This window comes from Streptomyces sp. NBC_00984, from assembly GCF_045162475.1.
Classification (GTDB): Bacteria; Actinomycetota; Actinomycetes; order Streptomycetales; family Streptomycetaceae; genus Streptomyces.
This window is the reverse complement of the sequence record NZ_CP108734.1, coordinates 3,795,280-3,811,706: the sequence shown is the minus strand read 5'-3', so window position 1 is coordinate 3,811,706 and position 16,427 is coordinate 3,795,280. Positions and strand designations below refer to the sequence as shown.

The following is a 16,427-nucleotide window of genomic DNA, read 5'->3' as shown; positions in this document are numbered from 1 at the left end:
ACGTTGAATCGTGGAGAACCTGATCGCGCTGCTCGTCGCGGCGCCTCTGCTCGGAGCGGCGGTCCTGCTCTGCGGCGGCCGACGACTGGACCGCGCCGGACACTGGGTCGGCACCCTGCTCGCCGCCGCGTCGTTCGTCATCGGTGTCGTGCTCTTCCTCGACATGCTGGGGAAGGGCGCGGAGGACCGGGCACTGCACCAGAAGCTGTTCAGCTGGATCCCGGTCGAGGGCTTCCAGGCCGATGTGGCCTTCCAGCTCGACCAGTTGTCGATGACGTTCGTGCTGCTGATCACCGGTGTGGGCACCCTGATCCACATCTACTCGATCGGCTACATGGCGCACGACGAGCGCCGGCGCCGCTTCTTCGGCTATCTGAACCTCTTCCTCGCGGCGATGCTGATCCTGGTCATCGCCGACAACTACCTGCTGCTGTACGTCGGGTGGGAGGGCGTCGGTCTGGCGTCGTACCTGCTCATCGGCTTCTGGCAGCACAAGCCCAGCGCGGCCACGGCCGCCAAGAAGGCATTCCTGGTCAACCGCGTCGGCGACATGGGCCTGTCGATCGCGATCATGCTGATGTTCACCACCTTCGGCACCTTCGCCTTCGGCCCCGTCCTCGAAGCGACGGGGCAGACGAGCGAGGGCAAGCTGACGGCGATCGGCCTGATGCTGCTGCTCGCGGCCTGCGGCAAGTCGGCCCAGGTGCCGCTGCAGTCCTGGCTCGGTGACGCGATGGAGGGCCCGACCCCGGTCTCGGCCCTCATCCACGCCGCGACCATGGTGACCGCGGGCGTGTACCTCATCGTCAGGTCCGGCACGATCTTCAACGCCGCGCCGGACGCGCAGCTGGTCGTCGTGGTCGTCGGAGCGGTCACGCTGCTCTTCGGTGCGATCGTCGGTTGTGCGAAGGACGACATCAAGAAGGCCCTCGCCGGGTCGACGATGTCGCAGATCGGCTACATGATCCTGGCCGCCGGGCTCGGCCCGATCGGCTACGTCTTCGCGATCATGCACCTGGTGACGCACGGCTTCTTCAAGGCCGGGCTCTTCCTCGGCGCCGGTTCGGTCATGCACGGCATGAACGACGAGGTCGACATGCGGAAGTTCGGCGGCCTGCGGACGTACATGCCGGTCACCTTCATCACCTTCGGCCTCGGCTATCTGGCGATCATCGGCTTCCCCGGCCTGTCCGGCTTCTTCTCCAAGGACAAGATCATCGAGGCGGCGTTCGCCAAGGGCGGCACCGAGGGCTGGATCCTCGGCTCGGTGGCCCTGCTGGGCGCCGCGATCACCGCGTTCTACATGACGCGCGTGATGCTGCTGACGTTCTTCGGCGAGAAGCGCTGGCAGCCCGACGCGGAGGGCCACGAGCCGCATCCGCACGAGTCCCCGAAGTCGATGACCATCCCCATGATCATCCTGGCGTTCGGTTCGGTCTTCGCCGGAGGCTTCTTCTCCATCGGCGACCGCTTCCTGAACTGGCTGGAGCCGGTCACCGGCCACAGCCACGGACACGCGCCGGTCAGCGCCACGACGGTCACCGCCGCCACCATGGTGGTGCTCGTCATCGGCGTCGCCATCGCCTGGGCGATGTACGGCCGCAAGCCCGTGCCGGTCGTCGCCCCGCGCGGCTCGCTGCTCACCCGGGCCGCCCGCCGCGATCTCCTCCAGGACGACTTCAACCACGTGGTCCTGGTCCGCGGCGGCGAGCACCTCACCCGCTCCCTGGTGTACGTCGACCACACCCTGGTCGACGGCGTCGTCAACGGCACGGCGGCCTCGATGGGCGGGCTCTCCGGCCGGCTGCGCAAGCTGCAGAACGGCTATGCCCGCTCCTACGCGGTCTCGATGTTCGGCGGTACGGCGGTTCTCATCGCCGCGACCCTGCTGATGAGGGCGGTCTGATCACCATGTCCTTTCCCCTCCTGACAGCGACGGCGGCGCTCCCGGCGATCGGCGCGGTCGCCACCGCCGCCGTCCCGGCTGCCCGGCGCACCACCGCCAAATGGCTGGCGCTGGTCTTCTCGCTGGCCACACTCGTGCTGGCGGGCATCGCGCTCGCCCGCTTCGAGCCCGGCGGCGACCGCTACCAGCTCACCGAATCGCACGCCTGGATCAAGGACTTCGGCGTCCGGTACGAACTGGGTGTGGACGGCATCGGGGTGGCGCTCATGGCGCTCACCGCCCTGCTGATCCCCTTCGTCATCCTGGCCGGCTGGCACGACGCCGACCCTTCCCCAAGCTCTCAACAGAGTTCGAGCAGGGGAGGCCCCAACGAGACGAAGCCGTATCGATGGCGTCCGACCCAGGGCTTCTTCGCCCTGATCCTGATGGTCGAAGCGATGGTGATCCTCTCCTTCGAGGCCACCGACGTCTTCCTCTTCTACATCCTCTTCGAAGCCATGCTCATCCCGATGTACTTCCTCATCGGCGGCTTCGGGGACCGGGCACACAGCGGCAGCGACGAGAACGCGGCGGCGCAACGCTCGTACGCCGCGGTCAAGTTCCTGCTCTACAACCTCGTCGGCGGACTCATCATGCTGGCCGCCGTGATCGGGCTCTACGTGGTCGCGGGGACGTTCTCGCTCTCCGAGATCGCCGAGGCCCGCGCGAACGGCTCGCTCTCCATGGCGACCGGCACGGAGCGCTGGCTCTTCCTCGGGTTCTTTTTCGCCTTCGCGGTGAAGGCCCCGCTGTGGCCGCTGCACACCTGGCTGCCCAACGCCATGGGCGAGGCGACCTCCCCGGTCGCCGTCCTGATCACCGCGGTCGTCGACAAGGTCGGCACGTTCGCGATGCTCCGCTTCTGCCTCCAGCTCTTCCCGGAGGCCAGCAAGTGGGCGACGCCGGTGATCATCGTCCTGGCGCTGATCAGCATCGTGTACGGGGCGCTGCTCGCCGTCGGCCAGCGCGACATCAAGCGGCTGATCGCCTACGCGTCGATCTCGCACTTCGGCTTCATCATCCTGGGCATCTTCGCGATGACCAGCCAGGGCCAGTCCGGTGCCACGCTCTACATGGTCAACCACGGCATCTCGACCGCCGCGCTGATGCTGGTGGCGGGCTTCCTGATCACCCGCCGCGGTTCGCGGCTCATCGCCGACTACGGCGGGGTGCAGAAGGTGGCGCCCATCCTGGCCGGCACCTTCCTGATCGGCGGTCTGGCCACCCTGTCGCTGCCCGGACTCGCCCCGTTCGTCAGTGAGTTCCTGGTCCTGGTCGGCGCGTTCAGCGCGTATCCGGCGGCGGGCATCATCGCCACGACCGGCATCGTGCTCGCCGCGCTCTACGTCCTCGTCCTCTACCAGCGGACGATGACGGGCCCGGTGAAGGCCGAGGTCCAGGGCATGGCGGACCTCAAGGTCCGGGAGCTGGTGGTGGTCCTTCCGCTGATCGCGCTGCTGCTCTTCCTGGGTGTCTATCCGAAGCCGCTGACCGAGATCGTCAACCCGGCGGTGCAGCACACCATGTCGGACGTCCAGAAGAAGGACCCCCAGCCTGAGGTGGAGGCCGCCAAGTGAGCGCAACAGCTGTCCACAGCCTGTGGACAATGGCGGGCGGGGTGACATCGGCCGCCCCGGTCGAGAAGTTCAAGGCGCCGGTCATCGAGTACACCCAACTGGCCCCGGTCCTCATTGTGATCGGTGTCGCCGTCGTGGGCGTACTCGTCGAGGCATTCGTGCCGCGCCGGGCCCGTTATTACACGCAGGTCTTCCTCACGGTCGTCGCGCTGGCCGCCGCGTTCGCCGCGGTCGTCGGACTGGCGGCCGGCGGATACGGCACGACGAAGGCGCACATCGCCGCGATGGGCGCCATCGCGATCGACGGGCCGACGCTGTTCCTGCAGGGCACCATCCTGCTGACCTCACTGGTCGCCGTCTTCACCTTCGCCGAGCGGCGGCTCGACCCCGCCTCGCACGGCAACCACGTCGACTCCTTCGCCGCCCAGGCCGCCTCGGTCCCCGGCAGCGACAGCGAGAAGGCGGCGGTCAAGGCCGGATTCACCACCACCGAGGTCTTCCCGCTGGTCCTCTTCTCGGTGGCCGGCATGCTGGTCTTCCCCGCGGCCAACGATCTGCTGACGCTCTTCGTGGCCCTGGAGGTCTTCTCCCTCCCGCTCTACCTCCTGTGCGCCGTCGCCCGCCGCAAGCGGCTGATGTCGCAGGAGGCCGCGGTGAAGTACTTCCTGCTCGGCGCCTTCTCCTCGGCATTCCTGCTCTTCGGGATCGCCCTGCTCTACGGGTACGCGGGCTCCGTCTCGTACGCGGCCATCGCCAACGTGGTCGACGGCTCCGTCACCCGGATCGACCCGGCACTCGCCGACACCATGGGCAACGACGTGCTGCTCCTGATCGGCGGCGCGATGATCCTCACCGGGCTGCTCTTCAAGGTCGGCGCCGTCCCGTTCCACATGTGGACCCCGGACGTCTACCAGGGCGCCCCGACCCCGGTCACCGGCTTCATGGCCGCGGCCACCAAGGTCGCCGCGTTCGGTGCGCTGCTGCGCCTGCTGTACGTGGTGCTGCCGGGCCTCGCCTGGGACTGGCGCCCGGTCATGTGGGCCGTCGCGATCGTCACGATGCTGGGCGGTGCGATCGTCGCCATCACCCAGACCGACATCAAGCGGCTGCTGGCCTACTCCTCGATCGCCCACGCCGGATTCATCCTCGCCGGTGTGATCGCGACGACCCCGGACGGCATCTCGTCGGTCCTCTTCTACCTGGGCGCGTACTCCTTCGTGACGGTCGGCGCGTTCGCCGTCGTCACCCTGGTGCGCGACGCGGGCGGCGAGGCCACGCACCTGTCGAAGTGGGCGGGGCTCGGCCGGCGCTCGCCGCTGGTCGCCGCGGTCTTCGCGGTGTTCCTGCTGGCCTTCGCCGGTATCCCGCTCACCTCCGGCTTCTCCGGAAAGTTCGCCGTGTTCAAGGCCGCGGCGGACGGCGGCGCGGGCGGACTGGTCGTGGTCGGTGTGATCTCCTCGGCCATCGCCGCGTTCTTCTACATCCGGGTCATCGTGCTGATGTTCTTCAGCGAGCCGAAGGCGGACGGCCCCACGGTCGCCGTCCCGTCCCCGCTGACGATGACGACGATCGCGGTCGGAGTCGCGGTCACGCTGGTGCTGGGCCTGGCCCCGCAGTACTTCCTGGACCTGGCGAGCCAGGCAGGAGTGTTCGTGAGGTAGCGCACGGACACAGCGTACGGACACACGGCTGGAACGGCGCCGGACGGGCTTGAGAAGTCAAGCCCGTCCGGCGTTGTCGTAGGCGGCGCCTATCGTGGCAGGGGACGACGGCAATACGCAGGACGCGGGACGGACCCGGGGGACAGAGCGATGGGCACGACGGGCGGGACCATGGATGTGACCGAGAGCGACGCACGGCGGACGCTGCACAAGGTGTTCGGGTACGAGGCGTTCCGCGGCGAGCAGGAAGCGATCGTCGACCACGTGGTGGCGGGCGGGGACGCCGTCGTGCTCATGCCGACCGGTGGCGGCAAGTCCCTCTGCTACCAGATCCCGGCCCTGGTCAGAGCGGGTACGGGCATCGTCGTCTCACCCCTGATCGCCCTGATGCAGGACCAGGTGGACGCGCTGCGGGCGCTCGGGGTGCGGGCCGGCTTCATCAACTCCACGCAGGACTTCGACGAGCGCCGCTCGATGGAGGCCCAGTTCGCCGCCGGTGAGCTCGACCTGCTCTACCTGGCCCCGGAGCGGCTCCGCCTGGACTCCACACTCGCGCTGCTCTCGCGCGGCGAGATCTCCGTCTTCGCGATCGACGAGGCGCACTGCGTGGCCCAGTGGGGTCACGATTTCCGCCCGGACTATCTGACTCTCTCCGTCCTCGGCGAGCGCTGGCCCGACGTACCGCGCATCGCCCTGACGGCGACCGCGACCGACGCCACGCACCAGGAGATCACCCAGCGCCTTGGCATGCCCGACGCCAAGCACTTCGTCGCCAGTTTCGACCGGCCCAACATCCAGTACCGGATCGTGCCGAAGGCCGAGCCGAAGAAGCAGCTGCTCTCCTTCCTCAAGGACGAGCACGCCGGGGACGCGGGCATCGTCTACTGCCTCTCGCGCAATTCGACGGAGAAGACCGCCGAGTACCTCTGCCGCAACGGCATCGAGGCCGTCCCGTACCACGCGGGGCTCGACGCGGGCACGCGCGCCGTCCACCAGTCCCGGTTCCTGCGCGAGGAGGGCCTGGTCGTCGTCGCGACCATCGCCTTCGGCATGGGCATCGACAAGCCGGACGTACGCTTCGTCGCCCACCTCGACCTGCCGAAATCGGTCGAGGGCTACTACCAGGAGACCGGCCGCGCCGGCCGTGACGGGCAGCCGTCCACGGCCTGGATGGCGTACGGACTCCAGGACGTCGTCCAGCAGCGCAAGCTCATCCAGGGCGGCGAGGGCGACGAGGCGTTCCGCCGCCGCGCGGCCTCCCACCTCGACTCGATGCTGGCCCTGTGCGAGACGGTCCGGTGCCGCCGCGCCCAGCTGCTGACGTACTTCGGCCAGGAACCCACCACTGCGGACTGCGGCAACTGCGACACCTGCCTCATCCCGCCCGAGAGCTGGGACGGCACGGTGGTCGCGCAGAAACTGCTGTCGACCGTGGTGCGGCTGAAGCGGGAGCGCGGGCAGAAGTTCGGCGCGGGCCAGATCATCGACATCCTGCTCGGCCGCAAGACGGCCAAGGTCATCCAGTTCGATCACGACCAGCTCTCGGTCTTCGGCATCGGCGAGGAGCTGGCCGAGGCCGAATGGCGCGGCGTCGTACGGCAGTTGCTCGCCCAGGGGCTGATCGCGGTCGAGGGCGAGTACGGCACGCTGGTGCTCACGGAGGAGAGCGGTTCGGTGCTCGGCCGGCAGCGCGAGGTGCTGCTGCGCAAGGAGGCGCCGAAGCCCGCGTCGCGCGCCACGAAGGCCGAACGCAAGTCGAAGTCGCAGGCGGCCGCCGCCGAGCTGGCTCCCGAGGCCGTCCCCGTCTTCGAGGCGCTGCGGGCCTGGCGGGGCGCCCAGGCGAAGGAGCAGGGCGTCCCGGCGTACGTCATCTTCCACGACGCGACGCTGCGCGAGATCGCCACGGTGCGGCCGGACTCGGTGTCCGCGCTGGGCGGGATCAGCGGCCTGGGCGAGAAGAAGCTGGCGACGTACGGCGAGGGGGTGCTGGAGGTGCTGGCGACGTTCGGGGAGACCCAGGCGCCGGCCCCTGCGGAACCGGCCCCGGCCCGCGAAGCCGCCCCCGCACCGGCCCCGGCGACCCTGGCGTCCTCCGAAGCCGCCCCCGAGTTCGGCTGGGACGAGGAGCCGCCCGAGTACGAGTGAGCCGTACGGGCGGGCGGCGGACGGATCTACTGCGGGTCCGCCGCCCGGCGGCGTGGGGTGATCGCGGTGAGGTCGAGATCGACGGGGAAGGGGACGGAGACCTTCATCCGGTCGTGGAAAATGCCGGTGGAGGTGTAGGCCCCGGTCGACGGCTCCAGCTCGAAGACGTAGACGACCGCCCGGCCGTCGTGGTTCTCCACCCGCCAGTAGTGCGGGATCTTCGCCCGCGCGTACTTCATGGGCTTGGTCTCCCGGTCCCGGGTCAGGGATTCCGGGGAAACGACCTCGATGGCCAGCTGTACGGACTCGGCGGGGAAGCGGGTCTGGCTCGGGTCCTGGATGATCTCGCCGTCCACGACGATCACATCGGGTTCGGGCCGGTTGTAGCGGTCGATGTCGATGGTGAACTCGCGCACGATCTCGAGGTCGTGCGGCACCAGCGACTGCAGCTGCCATTCGAAGAAGCTGACCGCCCGTGAATGGAACAGGGTCTGCGGACTCACGAAAACAAGGCTCCCGTCGATCAGCTCCGTGTGCGGAGGCAGATTCGGGAGTGTGTCCAGGTCATCGGCGGTCCAGCCGCCCACGGGCGGAACCGCCCACCGCGGCTCGGGGGCCTCGGGTTCGACGCTCATCAGTGCTCCATGACGCAGAGTCTCGTGGGACTTTCCAGCGTATCCGCCGGGAACAGGACATGGCTCCCCCGAACGTGTGAACGCCTCACGCACCGCTGACCAGCGGGCTCCCGGGTCGCCCCGGGGCCCCCGTCCCCGCTCAGTCGCCCCCGGAGGACCCGCCCCCGCCGCTGATGTGGCTTCTGCGGTTCCGGTTCGCCCGGTCCTGGCGGACGTTCCGGTACACCGCTTCCGCGGTCCACTCCTCGGTCACCAGGCTGTACATCGCCCAACGCTGCCGCAGGCCGCCCCGGGCCACCGCGCCCGACAGGCCGACCGCCGAGACCAGGGCGGCCAGGGTCCGGCTGCGCGGGTCCGGGAAACCGGCGGCCTCGGCGGCCACGAAGCGGTCGCGGACGGCGAGCGACAGGGCCGGGTCCGCCGCCGGGTGCCGGTGGTACGGCAGCAGGCCGAGGAAGCGGTGGGTCTCCCTGCGCAGGACCGAGCGGCGCACCAGGTGTTCCAGGCACAGTTCCTGGACGTACCGGCCGGTCTGCCGGACCCACCGCCGGGTGTCGGTGTCGCCCGAGACCGTGCCGACCGCCGACGCCCGCACGGCGGCGGCGGTCGCCGGCCCGTGCCCGGGGCCGACAGGCTCCCCAGGACCTGAGCGAGCAGCGGGTCCGGGGGAGCGAGCGGGTTCAGCACCTGTATCCGGCCGTGCTGTCCGGTGACCCGGCCCTGGAGCTCCAGCTCCCGCAGGACCGCGCCCGCCGTCGCGTACTCCAGGGAACGGCCGGAGCAGTACGGCTTGCCGCGCCGCGGGTCCAGCGCGAGCAGCAGCAGCTCTTCGGGGAGCGTGAGCTCCGGGGTGGGCGGCATCATGATGCGGGAACGATCCGTCCTGTGACCTCGCCGATTCCCACCCGGGTGCCGTCCGGGCCCGGGGCCCAGGCGGTCATCGTCACCGTGTCGCCGTCCTCCAGGAAGGTGCGCTTGCCGTCCGGGAGGTCCAGCGGGTCGCGGCCGTTCCAGGTCAGCTCCAGGAGGGAGCCGCGCTGGCCGGGCTCGGCGCCGCTGACCGTGCCGGAGCCGTACAGATCGCCGGTGCGCAGCGACGCGCCGTTCACCGTCATCTGGGCCAGCATCTGGGCCGCCGTCCAGTACATCGTGGCGAACGGCGGCTCGGCGACCACCTCCCCGTTGATCGCGACGGAGATCCGCAGGTCGAGGCCGCCGGCCTCCTCCTCACCGGCGTCCTCCAGATAGGGGAGCAGCGGGAAGTCGCGCGCCGGGGGTGCGATGCGGGCCGACTCCAGGGCCTCCAGCGGTGTCACCCACGCCGATACGGAGGTGGCGAAGGACTTGCCGAGGAACGGGCCGAGCGGGACGTACTCCCAGGCCTGGATGTCCCGCGCCGACCAGTCGTTGAGCAGGCAGAGCCCGAAGACATGGTCGCGGAAGTCGCCGAGCGGGACCGGGCGGCCCTGCTCGGAGCCCACGCCGACGAGGAAGCCGACCTCGGCCTCGATGTCCAGCTTGACGGAGGGGCCGAAGACCGGGGCCGCGTCGGCCGGTGCCTTGCGCTGGCCGGACGGGCGCACCACGTCCGTGCCCGAGACGACGACGGTGCCGGACCGGCCGTGGTAGCCGATCGGGAGGTGCTTCCAGTTGGGTGTCAGCGCCTCGGCGTTCGGCCGGAAGATCATTCCGACGTTGGTGGCGTGGTTCTCGCTCGCGTAGAAGTCGACGTAGTCCGCGACCGCGTACGGCAGATGGAGCGTCACGGAATCGACCGGGTGCAGCAGCGGTTCGATGTCCGCGCGGTGCGCCGGGACCGTCACCCACGCGGTCAGCGCCCGGCGGACGTCCCGCCACGCGGTGCGGCCCGCCGACAGCAGCGCGGTCAGGTCCGGCTGCGCGAGGAGCTGCGCGTAGGGCGAGCCGAGCGCGTGTGCCGCGGCTCCGGCGTCCAGTACGTGATTGCCGATGCGGACGCCGACCCGGCGGTCCTCGGGGTGGTCGGGGGTGGAGAACACTCCGTAGGGAAGGTTGTGCGGACCGAAGGGGTCGCCCTCGGCCAGATCGAGCGGGCTGCTCTGCTCGGGCATGTGTTGCTGCCTCGCTTTCCAGGTCGCTTGGGGGACACGTTACGTCGGTGCCACCCTCTCGCGGGAGTGTCCCAACTGCTCCTGATGCCCGGAAAGTTCCACCGTGCCCCGGGTGTGCGGGGCACGGCGGTGGGTTCGGTTCAGCCCGCCGTGCGCGGGATCCGCTTCTCCCAGGTGCGGTGGAAGACGACCTCGCCGCCCTCCTTGCAGACCACCTCGTCGGAGGTGATGAAGTCGGTGTCGTCCGCACTGATCTCGGAGCGCGTCTCGACCCGTACGTCCCACGCCATCTCCGGCCGGTGCAGCCGGATCGCCCAGTCGGAGCGGGTGCGTGCGGAGAGCGGGTCGTTCTCCTGGACCGTGTACGTCTCCAGGGCGTCCTCGGTGAACTCCAGGCCGTCCGGGTAGACCCGGGTGCCGCCGTAGCGCGGGTCGACCTCCAACCGCCATTCGCCCTTGGCGACATCGCGGACCACCAGCCGCTCCGGGCGCTGTTCGTCGAGCGTCACCGGGTACACGACGCCGAGCGGCTCCGACTGCTCCGGCTCCTCGAACCGGATCACGGGTTCCTCGGCGGACCGGCGCACCGGCAATTCGACGAGGCTGCCGTCGGCGTCCAGGACGAAGCCCACCGACCCGGCCTGCGGCCAGATCCACGGCCAGTACGAGGAGGAGACCGCGAGCCTGATCCGGTGGCCGGGCGGGAAGGTGTGCCCGATGCCGTTCAGCTCGAAGGTCACGTCCTCGGTGCCGCCCACCGGCCAGTCCTCCGCGCGGTCGCGGCCGTTGCGGGCGGAGAGGTTGAGCGCGCCCCGGGTGACCAGCGTGGAGGAGCCGTCCGGTGCGACGTCGCAGAGCCGGGCGACCGCCTGGCCGCGCGGCACGTCCATCCGGATCCGCAGCTTCACCCGGGGGCGGCCGAGGATCTCGATCGGGGCGTCCTCGACCGGGAACTCGAAGCAGACCGACTTGGCGTCCTCGTCGCGCTGGTCGGGAGGCAGGTCGGCGTCGTTGCCGAACGGGAAGAAGCGCCCGGCGTCCAGCCCCGTCTGCTGCGGCGAGTCGACGATCTGCGGGCCGCCCTGGAGGGCGTACGCGACCGGCGCGATGTCCGGGGACGGCCAGCTGTTCTCACCGACCCAGCGGCCGGGCAACGTCTCGTACACCGTGGCGGGGCGGTGCGACTCGCTGATCCAGGACCGCAGCAGCGGCTCGGCCATGACGCCGGTGTCCTTGTCCTTCAGGTGCTGGTCCCACCAGCGCAGCGTCTCCTGGAGGAAGCCGATCGACGGCCCCGGCGGCAGACCGCGGTCCGGGTACTGGTGCGACCAGGGCCCGATCAGCCCGCGGACCCGGTCCGGGTCGAGGTGCTCGACGAGCCGCAGGACGGTGTCGCGGTAGGGGTCGTGCCAGCCGCCCACCGCGAGGACGTTCGCCCGGATCGCGGAGTAGTCCTCGCAGACGCTGCCGTGCTTCCAGTAGTCGTCGCGGGTCTGGTGCGCCAGCCAGGTGTGGATGAACGGGTCGACGGCCTCCAGCCGCTTCAGCCACATGTCCTTCCAGCCGTCGCCGATCTGCGCCGGGTCCGGCGGCCGGGAGACGAAGGCCAGCATGGTGGCCGCCCAGGCGTGCATGTCGACGGCGAGGACCGAGCCGCCCATGTAGTGGACGTCGTTGTCGTAACGGTCGTCGGTCGAGCAGACGGTGACGATCGCCTTCAGCGGCTCGGGGGCCAGCGCGGCGATCTGGAGCGAGTTGAAGCCGCCCCAGGAGATGCCGAACATGCCGACCCGGCCGGAGCACCACGGCTGCTGGGCCAGCCAGTGGATGACGGCGACGCCGTCGGCCAGCTCCGTCGCGTCGTACTCGTCACCCGGCAGGCCCTCGCTGTTGCCGTGCCCGCGCACATCCACCCGGACGGAGGCGTAGCCGTGGCCCGCGTACCAGGGGTGGCGCTGCCAGTCCCGCGGCGCCGTCCAGTCGCTCAGCCGGTAGGGCAGGTATTCGAGCAGCGCGGGCACCGGCTCGTCGGTGACGGGCCGCCAGATCCGGGCGTACAGCCGGGTGCCGTCCGGCAGCGGGATGCGGACGTCCTCATGGGTGGTGTCATACGGGAATGTGGTGCGGATGTGCATGGCGGTACCTCAGTGGACGGGGTGCATGGTGCGCTTGAGCCAGGGTGCCGCGGCGATGACGGCCACACCGGCCACCACCGCGATTGCGCCATTTACACCGAAGTAGGCGGGGTTGGAGACCTCGCCGTACAGCTTCACGACTTGTGCCTGGATGCCGTTGGCGAGCGCCAGCGAGAGGAACCAGAGCGCCATCGTCTGGCTGGCGAACGCCTTGGGGGCGAGCTTGGTGGTCGCGGACATGCCGGAGGTCTCCAGCAGGATGTCGCCGAGGCCGAGCAGCAGGTACGAGCCGACGATCCACCAGGCGGCCATCTTGTAGGTGTCGCCGGAGTGCCCGGAGGTCGGCAGCACCATCAGCAGGAAGGACAGCCCGCCGAGGATCACCCCGATCGCGATCTTGTTGGAGGCGTGCGGCTGGCGCGGACCCATCCGGGCCCAGACGGTGGCGACCACCGGGGCGAGCGCGACCTCGAAGGCGCCGAGCGCGGAGGCGTACCAGCTCGCCGGGAAATGGAAGCCGAAGATCTCGGTACGGGCGTTGGTCGACGCGAGCAGCATCATCGTCGAGTACGCCTGGAACAGGATGAAGTTGAAGACGACGGAGGCCAGGAACAGCACCACGTACGGGCGCAGCCTGCCGCGTTCCTCCGAGGTGACCCGGGGGCTGCGGAACATCACCACGAAGTAGACGACCGGTGCGATCACCGAGATCAGGGTGAGCAGGTCGACGAAGCGGTCCATGGTCAGCCAGCCCGCCAGGGCGAGCGCGGTGGCGACGGCGGCGACCACGACGGCGCCGACGACGATCAGCCGAATGGCGCGGCGCATGGGTGCTGGTGCCAGCGCGAATTCGGCGCTGTGCTTTCGCCCGGCCAGGTGACGCCGGCCCAGCACGTACTGGATCAGACCGAGGGTCATACCGAGGGCGGCGGCCGAGAAGCCCCAGTGCCAGCTCGCGTGGTCCCCGAGCCAGCCGGTGACCAGCGGGCCGAGGAACGCCCCGATGTTGATGCCCATGTAATAGAGGGCGAAGCCGGCGTCGCGGCGCTCGTCGTCGGTGCGGTAGAGCTTGCCGACCATGGTCGCCACATTGGGCTTGAGCAGACCGGTTCCGGCGCTGATCAGGCCGAGGCCGACCCAGGTCATGGTGTCGGTGGGCACCGCCATGGCGTAATGCCCGCAGGCGATGAGGATTCCGCCGTACAGGACGGCGCGGTACGAGCCGAGGATGCGGTCGGCCAGCCAGCCGCCGGCGACGGAGACCAGGTAGACGAGGGTGCCGTAGGCGGCCGAGACCGACGCGGCGGTGCCCGCCTCCATGCCCATGCCGCCGCGGGCGACCGTGTCCGCGAAGTAGAGGACCAGGATCGCCTGCATGCCCAGGAACGAGAAGCGTTCCCAGACCTCCAGGCCGGACAGGGTCATCAGCCCTCGTGGTTGGCCGAAAAAGGCATGGTCGTCTTCCGGCGGCGGCTGACTCGGTTCGGTGTCGGTGGCCGTGTGGGACAAAGGGAGAACTCCTGATCGTATGAGCTGATCTCGAACATACCGGCGGTGGCGGGAAGGCGCCCACGGTGATCCAAAGGGGACCGGATACGCTGACTTGAGTGATGACAGCGACACATCGACATTCCGTGTGATCGTCAGCAGACAGGAGATCCCCTCGTGACCGTCGTCGGGCCGTTCGGGCTGAGCGTGCGGGACCAGGCACTTGAGGCCGATGTCCAGGCCGGGTTGGTTGCTGTCGAGTCCGGGCTGCTCGATGCCACCAAGAGCGGCGTGCCCTTCATCACGGAGGCCGCGCAGCATCTCGTGCGCGCCGGGGGCAAGCGTTTCCGGCCGCTGTTGGCCATGCTGGCCGCCCAGTTCGGCGACCCGGACGCGCCCGGCATCGTGCCCGCGGCCGTCGTCGTCGAGCTGACGCACCTCGCGACGCTCTACCACGACGACGTGATGGACGAGGCGGACGTGCGCCGCGGCGTGGACAGCGCCAACAACCGCTGGGGCAACTCGGTGGCCGTGCTGACCGGCGACTTCCTCTTCGCCCGCGCCTCGCACATACTGGCCGACCTCGGACCGGAGGCCGTACGCATCCAGGCGGAGGCGTTCGAGCGGCTGGTCACCGGCCAGATCCTGGAGACCGCGGGGCCGGGCGACGACCGTGACCCGGTCGAGCACTACCTGGAAGTGATGCGCGGCAAGACCGGCTCGCTGATCGCGGTGGCCTGCCGGTTCGGCGCGATGATGGCCGGCGCGGACGACTCGGCGGTCGACATCCTCACCCAGTACGGGGAGCGGCTCGGCGTCGCCTTCCAGCTCGCCGACGACGTACTCGACATCGCGTCCGACTCCCACGAGTCCGGCAAGACTCCGGGCACCGATCTGCGCGAGGGCATCCCGACGCTCCCCGTGCTCCACCTGCGGGCGCAGGCGGCAGCCGACGGGAAGGCGGACGACCTGGAGCTCGTCGAGCTGCTCGACGGCGACCTCAGCGACGACGCCCGGCACGCCGAGGCGCTGCGCAGGCTGCGCGCCCACCCGGCGCTGGAGCAGGCCCGACGGGACACCGTCCGGTACGCGGAGGAGGCGCGCGCGACGCTGACGCCGCTGCCCGAGGGCTATGCGAAGGCCGCACTGCGGGAGCTGTGCGACGCGGTGGTGCACCGCGCGGGCTGAGAGCCTGTCGGGTGACCTCCGGACCGGGCGGCCACGCGACAGGCTCCGGGCCGCCGTCGTGGCGTCCCCTACTGGACGGGGGAGCAATCGCCGTCCGGTGTCATACCGAAGAGGTACGCGGAGTTGCTCCCGGGGGCTGACGCTTCCGCGCCGCCGGTTTGGTCAGATGGAGAACAACCACTCCTGACCAAACCGGGTGAGAATGGCGGCACGGAGTGGACGAGTGCAACCGGACGGAAGCCGCCGACCACGGAGGTAGGGCACACATGGCACCGAACGACAGCGCAGAGACCAACGGCGGGACCAGGGGCACCGCCGTCGCCCGCCGCAAGGCGGCGCGCTACATCGTCCCGGTCGCGGTGGCGGGAGTTGCGGCCGCGACGATCGGGCTGGTCCCGGCGCTCGCGAGCTCCGGCGACCCCGATCTGCCGAAGATCAGCGCACAGCAGCTCATCGAGAAGATCGCCGCTTCGGACACCCAGCGGCTCTCCGGCACGGTGAAGGTCAGCACGGACCTCGGCATCCCGTCGCTCGGCGGTCTGGCCGGCTCCTTCGCCCCGGGCGGCGGGGGCGGCAAGGGCGGTTCGAGCGCCGATCCGCAGGAGCGGATGACCGAGCTGGCCTCCGGCACGCACACCCTCCGGGTGGCCGCCGACGGTCCCGACAAGCAGCGGCTGTCGATCCTGGACAACGCGTCCGAGTACAGCCTGATCCGCAACGGCGATCAGGTCTGGGCGTACGACAGCAAGTCCGACGAGGCCTACCACGCCACCGAGGACCGGGCCGGCCAGGACGCCGGGAAGAAGTCCGGGCACCCGGTTCCCGAGGACATGCCCACCACCCCGAAGGCACTCGCCGAACAGGTACTGAAGGCCGCCGGCCCCACCACGTCGGTGACGGTCGACGGCACCGCGCAGGTCGCCGGGCGCGACGCGTACAAGCTGGTCCTCAAGCCGAAGCAGAGCGGTTCCACGATCGGTTCGGTCACGATCGCGGTCGACGCGGAGAACGGCGTGCCGCTGAAGTTCACGCTGCTTCCGAGCGCCGGTGGCAAGGCCGTAGTCGACGCCGGATTCACCAAGGTCGACTTCTCGAAGCCGGACGCCTCCTCGTTCACGTTCACCCCGCCCAAGGGCACCGAGGTGACCGAGGCCGACGACGCGAAGGCGCAGCACAAGGCCGACAAGGGCCTCGACGGCCTGATCCCGGGTGCCGAGGGACTGGGCGCCGGGGGACCGGAGGCCAAGGACACCAAGGTCATCGGCAAGGGCTGGAGCGCCATCGCCGAGATCACGACCCCGGGCGGCACCGGGCTCCCCTCGAAGGCGTCGGGCGACGTCCCGGCCGAGGCCCAGCAGTTCCTGGACGCGCTGGGCGACAAGGTCTCCGGCACGTTCGGCTCGGGCACGGTCTTCAAGACCCGCCTGGTCAATGCCCTGATGACGGACGACGGCAAGGTGTACGTCGGCGCGGTCACCAAGGACGCGCTGGTCCAGGCGGCGAACAACGCCTCCTGACGCCGGGGCGCGCCGCGCTTCCCGCACCGCTCACCCGCCCCGCCGT

Annotated in this window: 11 protein-coding genes and 1 pseudogene; 6 read left to right on the top strand and 6 right to left on the bottom strand. The window is 70.1% G+C overall.

Going from position 1 to position 16,427, the window contains the following annotated elements:
• Positions 1-10: 10 nt before the first annotated feature.
• From nuoL to recQ, 4 genes are all read left to right on the top strand, one after another.
• The gene (gene nuoL, locus OG520_RS16640) at positions 11-1,906 is read left to right on the top strand and encodes an NADH-quinone oxidoreductase subunit L (RefSeq protein ID WP_399327034.1); all 1,896 of its coding nucleotides are present in this window, start codon (positions 11-13) and stop codon (positions 1,904-1,906) included.
• Positions 1,907-1,911: 5 nt separating this feature from the next.
• Complete coding sequence (locus OG520_RS16635; RefSeq protein WP_399327036.1) at positions 1,912-3,522, top strand: NADH-quinone oxidoreductase subunit M; 1,611 nt, start codon at positions 1,912-1,914, stop codon at positions 3,520-3,522.
• A complete protein-coding gene (nuoN, locus tag OG520_RS16630; RefSeq protein ID WP_399327038.1) occupies positions 3,519-5,183 on the top strand; it encodes an NADH-quinone oxidoreductase subunit NuoN in 1,665 nt (554 codons plus the stop codon). The genes OG520_RS16635 and nuoN overlap by 4 nt, the downstream gene beginning before the upstream one ends.
• A 150-nt stretch (positions 5,184-5,333) precedes the next feature.
• Positions 5,334-7,328, top strand: coding sequence for a DNA helicase RecQ (recQ, locus tag OG520_RS16625; protein ID WP_406013666.1), 1,995 nt, complete (start codon positions 5,334-5,336; stop codon positions 7,326-7,328).
• Positions 7,329-7,354: 26 nt separating this feature from the next.
• On the opposite strand, the gene OG520_RS16620 is transcribed toward recQ, so the two are convergent.
• The 6 genes and pseudogenes from OG520_RS16620 to OG520_RS16595 form a co-directional block, all read right to left on the bottom strand.
• Entirely contained in the window at positions 7,355-7,963 is a 609-nt protein-coding gene (locus OG520_RS16620; RefSeq protein WP_399327759.1) for a Uma2 family endonuclease, read from the bottom strand.
• Between the two features lie 139 nt (positions 7,964-8,102).
• The gene (locus OG520_RS16615) at positions 8,103-8,558 is read right to left on the bottom strand and encodes a GPP34 family phosphoprotein (RefSeq protein ID WP_406013665.1); all 456 of its coding nucleotides are present in this window, start codon (positions 8,556-8,558) and stop codon (positions 8,103-8,105) included.
• 134 nt (positions 8,559-8,692) lie between these two features.
• Positions 8,693-8,824: pseudogene (locus OG520_RS16610) on the bottom strand (GPP34 family phosphoprotein); the annotation flags it as partial.
• Positions 8,824-10,053 carry a fumarylacetoacetase gene (gene fahA / locus OG520_RS16605; RefSeq protein ID WP_406013664.1) on the bottom strand — a complete coding sequence of 410 codons (1,230 nt, stop codon included), beginning with the start codon at positions 10,051-10,053 and terminating at the stop codon, positions 8,824-8,826. The gene fahA and the pseudogene OG520_RS16610, both read right to left, overlap by 1 nt.
• A 140-nt stretch (positions 10,054-10,193) precedes the next feature.
• A complete protein-coding gene (locus OG520_RS16600) occupies positions 10,194-12,188 on the bottom strand; it encodes a CocE/NonD family hydrolase (protein WP_406013663.1) in 1,995 nt (664 codons plus the stop codon).
• Between the two features lie 9 nt (positions 12,189-12,197).
• Positions 12,198-13,697, bottom strand: a complete 1,500-nt coding sequence (locus OG520_RS16595; protein WP_266415625.1) for a peptide MFS transporter — start codon at positions 13,695-13,697, stop codon at positions 12,198-12,200.
• A gap of 156 nt (positions 13,698-13,853) precedes the next feature.
• On the opposite strand from OG520_RS16595, the gene OG520_RS16590 reads away from it, so the two are divergent.
• On the top strand, positions 13,854-14,864 hold the full coding sequence (locus tag OG520_RS16590) for a polyprenyl synthetase family protein (protein WP_399327049.1): 1,011 nt from the start codon (positions 13,854-13,856) through the stop codon (positions 14,862-14,864).
• Positions 14,865-15,130: 266 nt separating this feature from the next.
• Positions 15,131-16,381, top strand: coding sequence for a LolA family protein (locus OG520_RS16585; protein WP_406013662.1), 1,251 nt, complete (start codon positions 15,131-15,133; stop codon positions 16,379-16,381).
• The last annotated feature ends 46 nt before the right edge of the window (positions 16,382-16,427 follow it).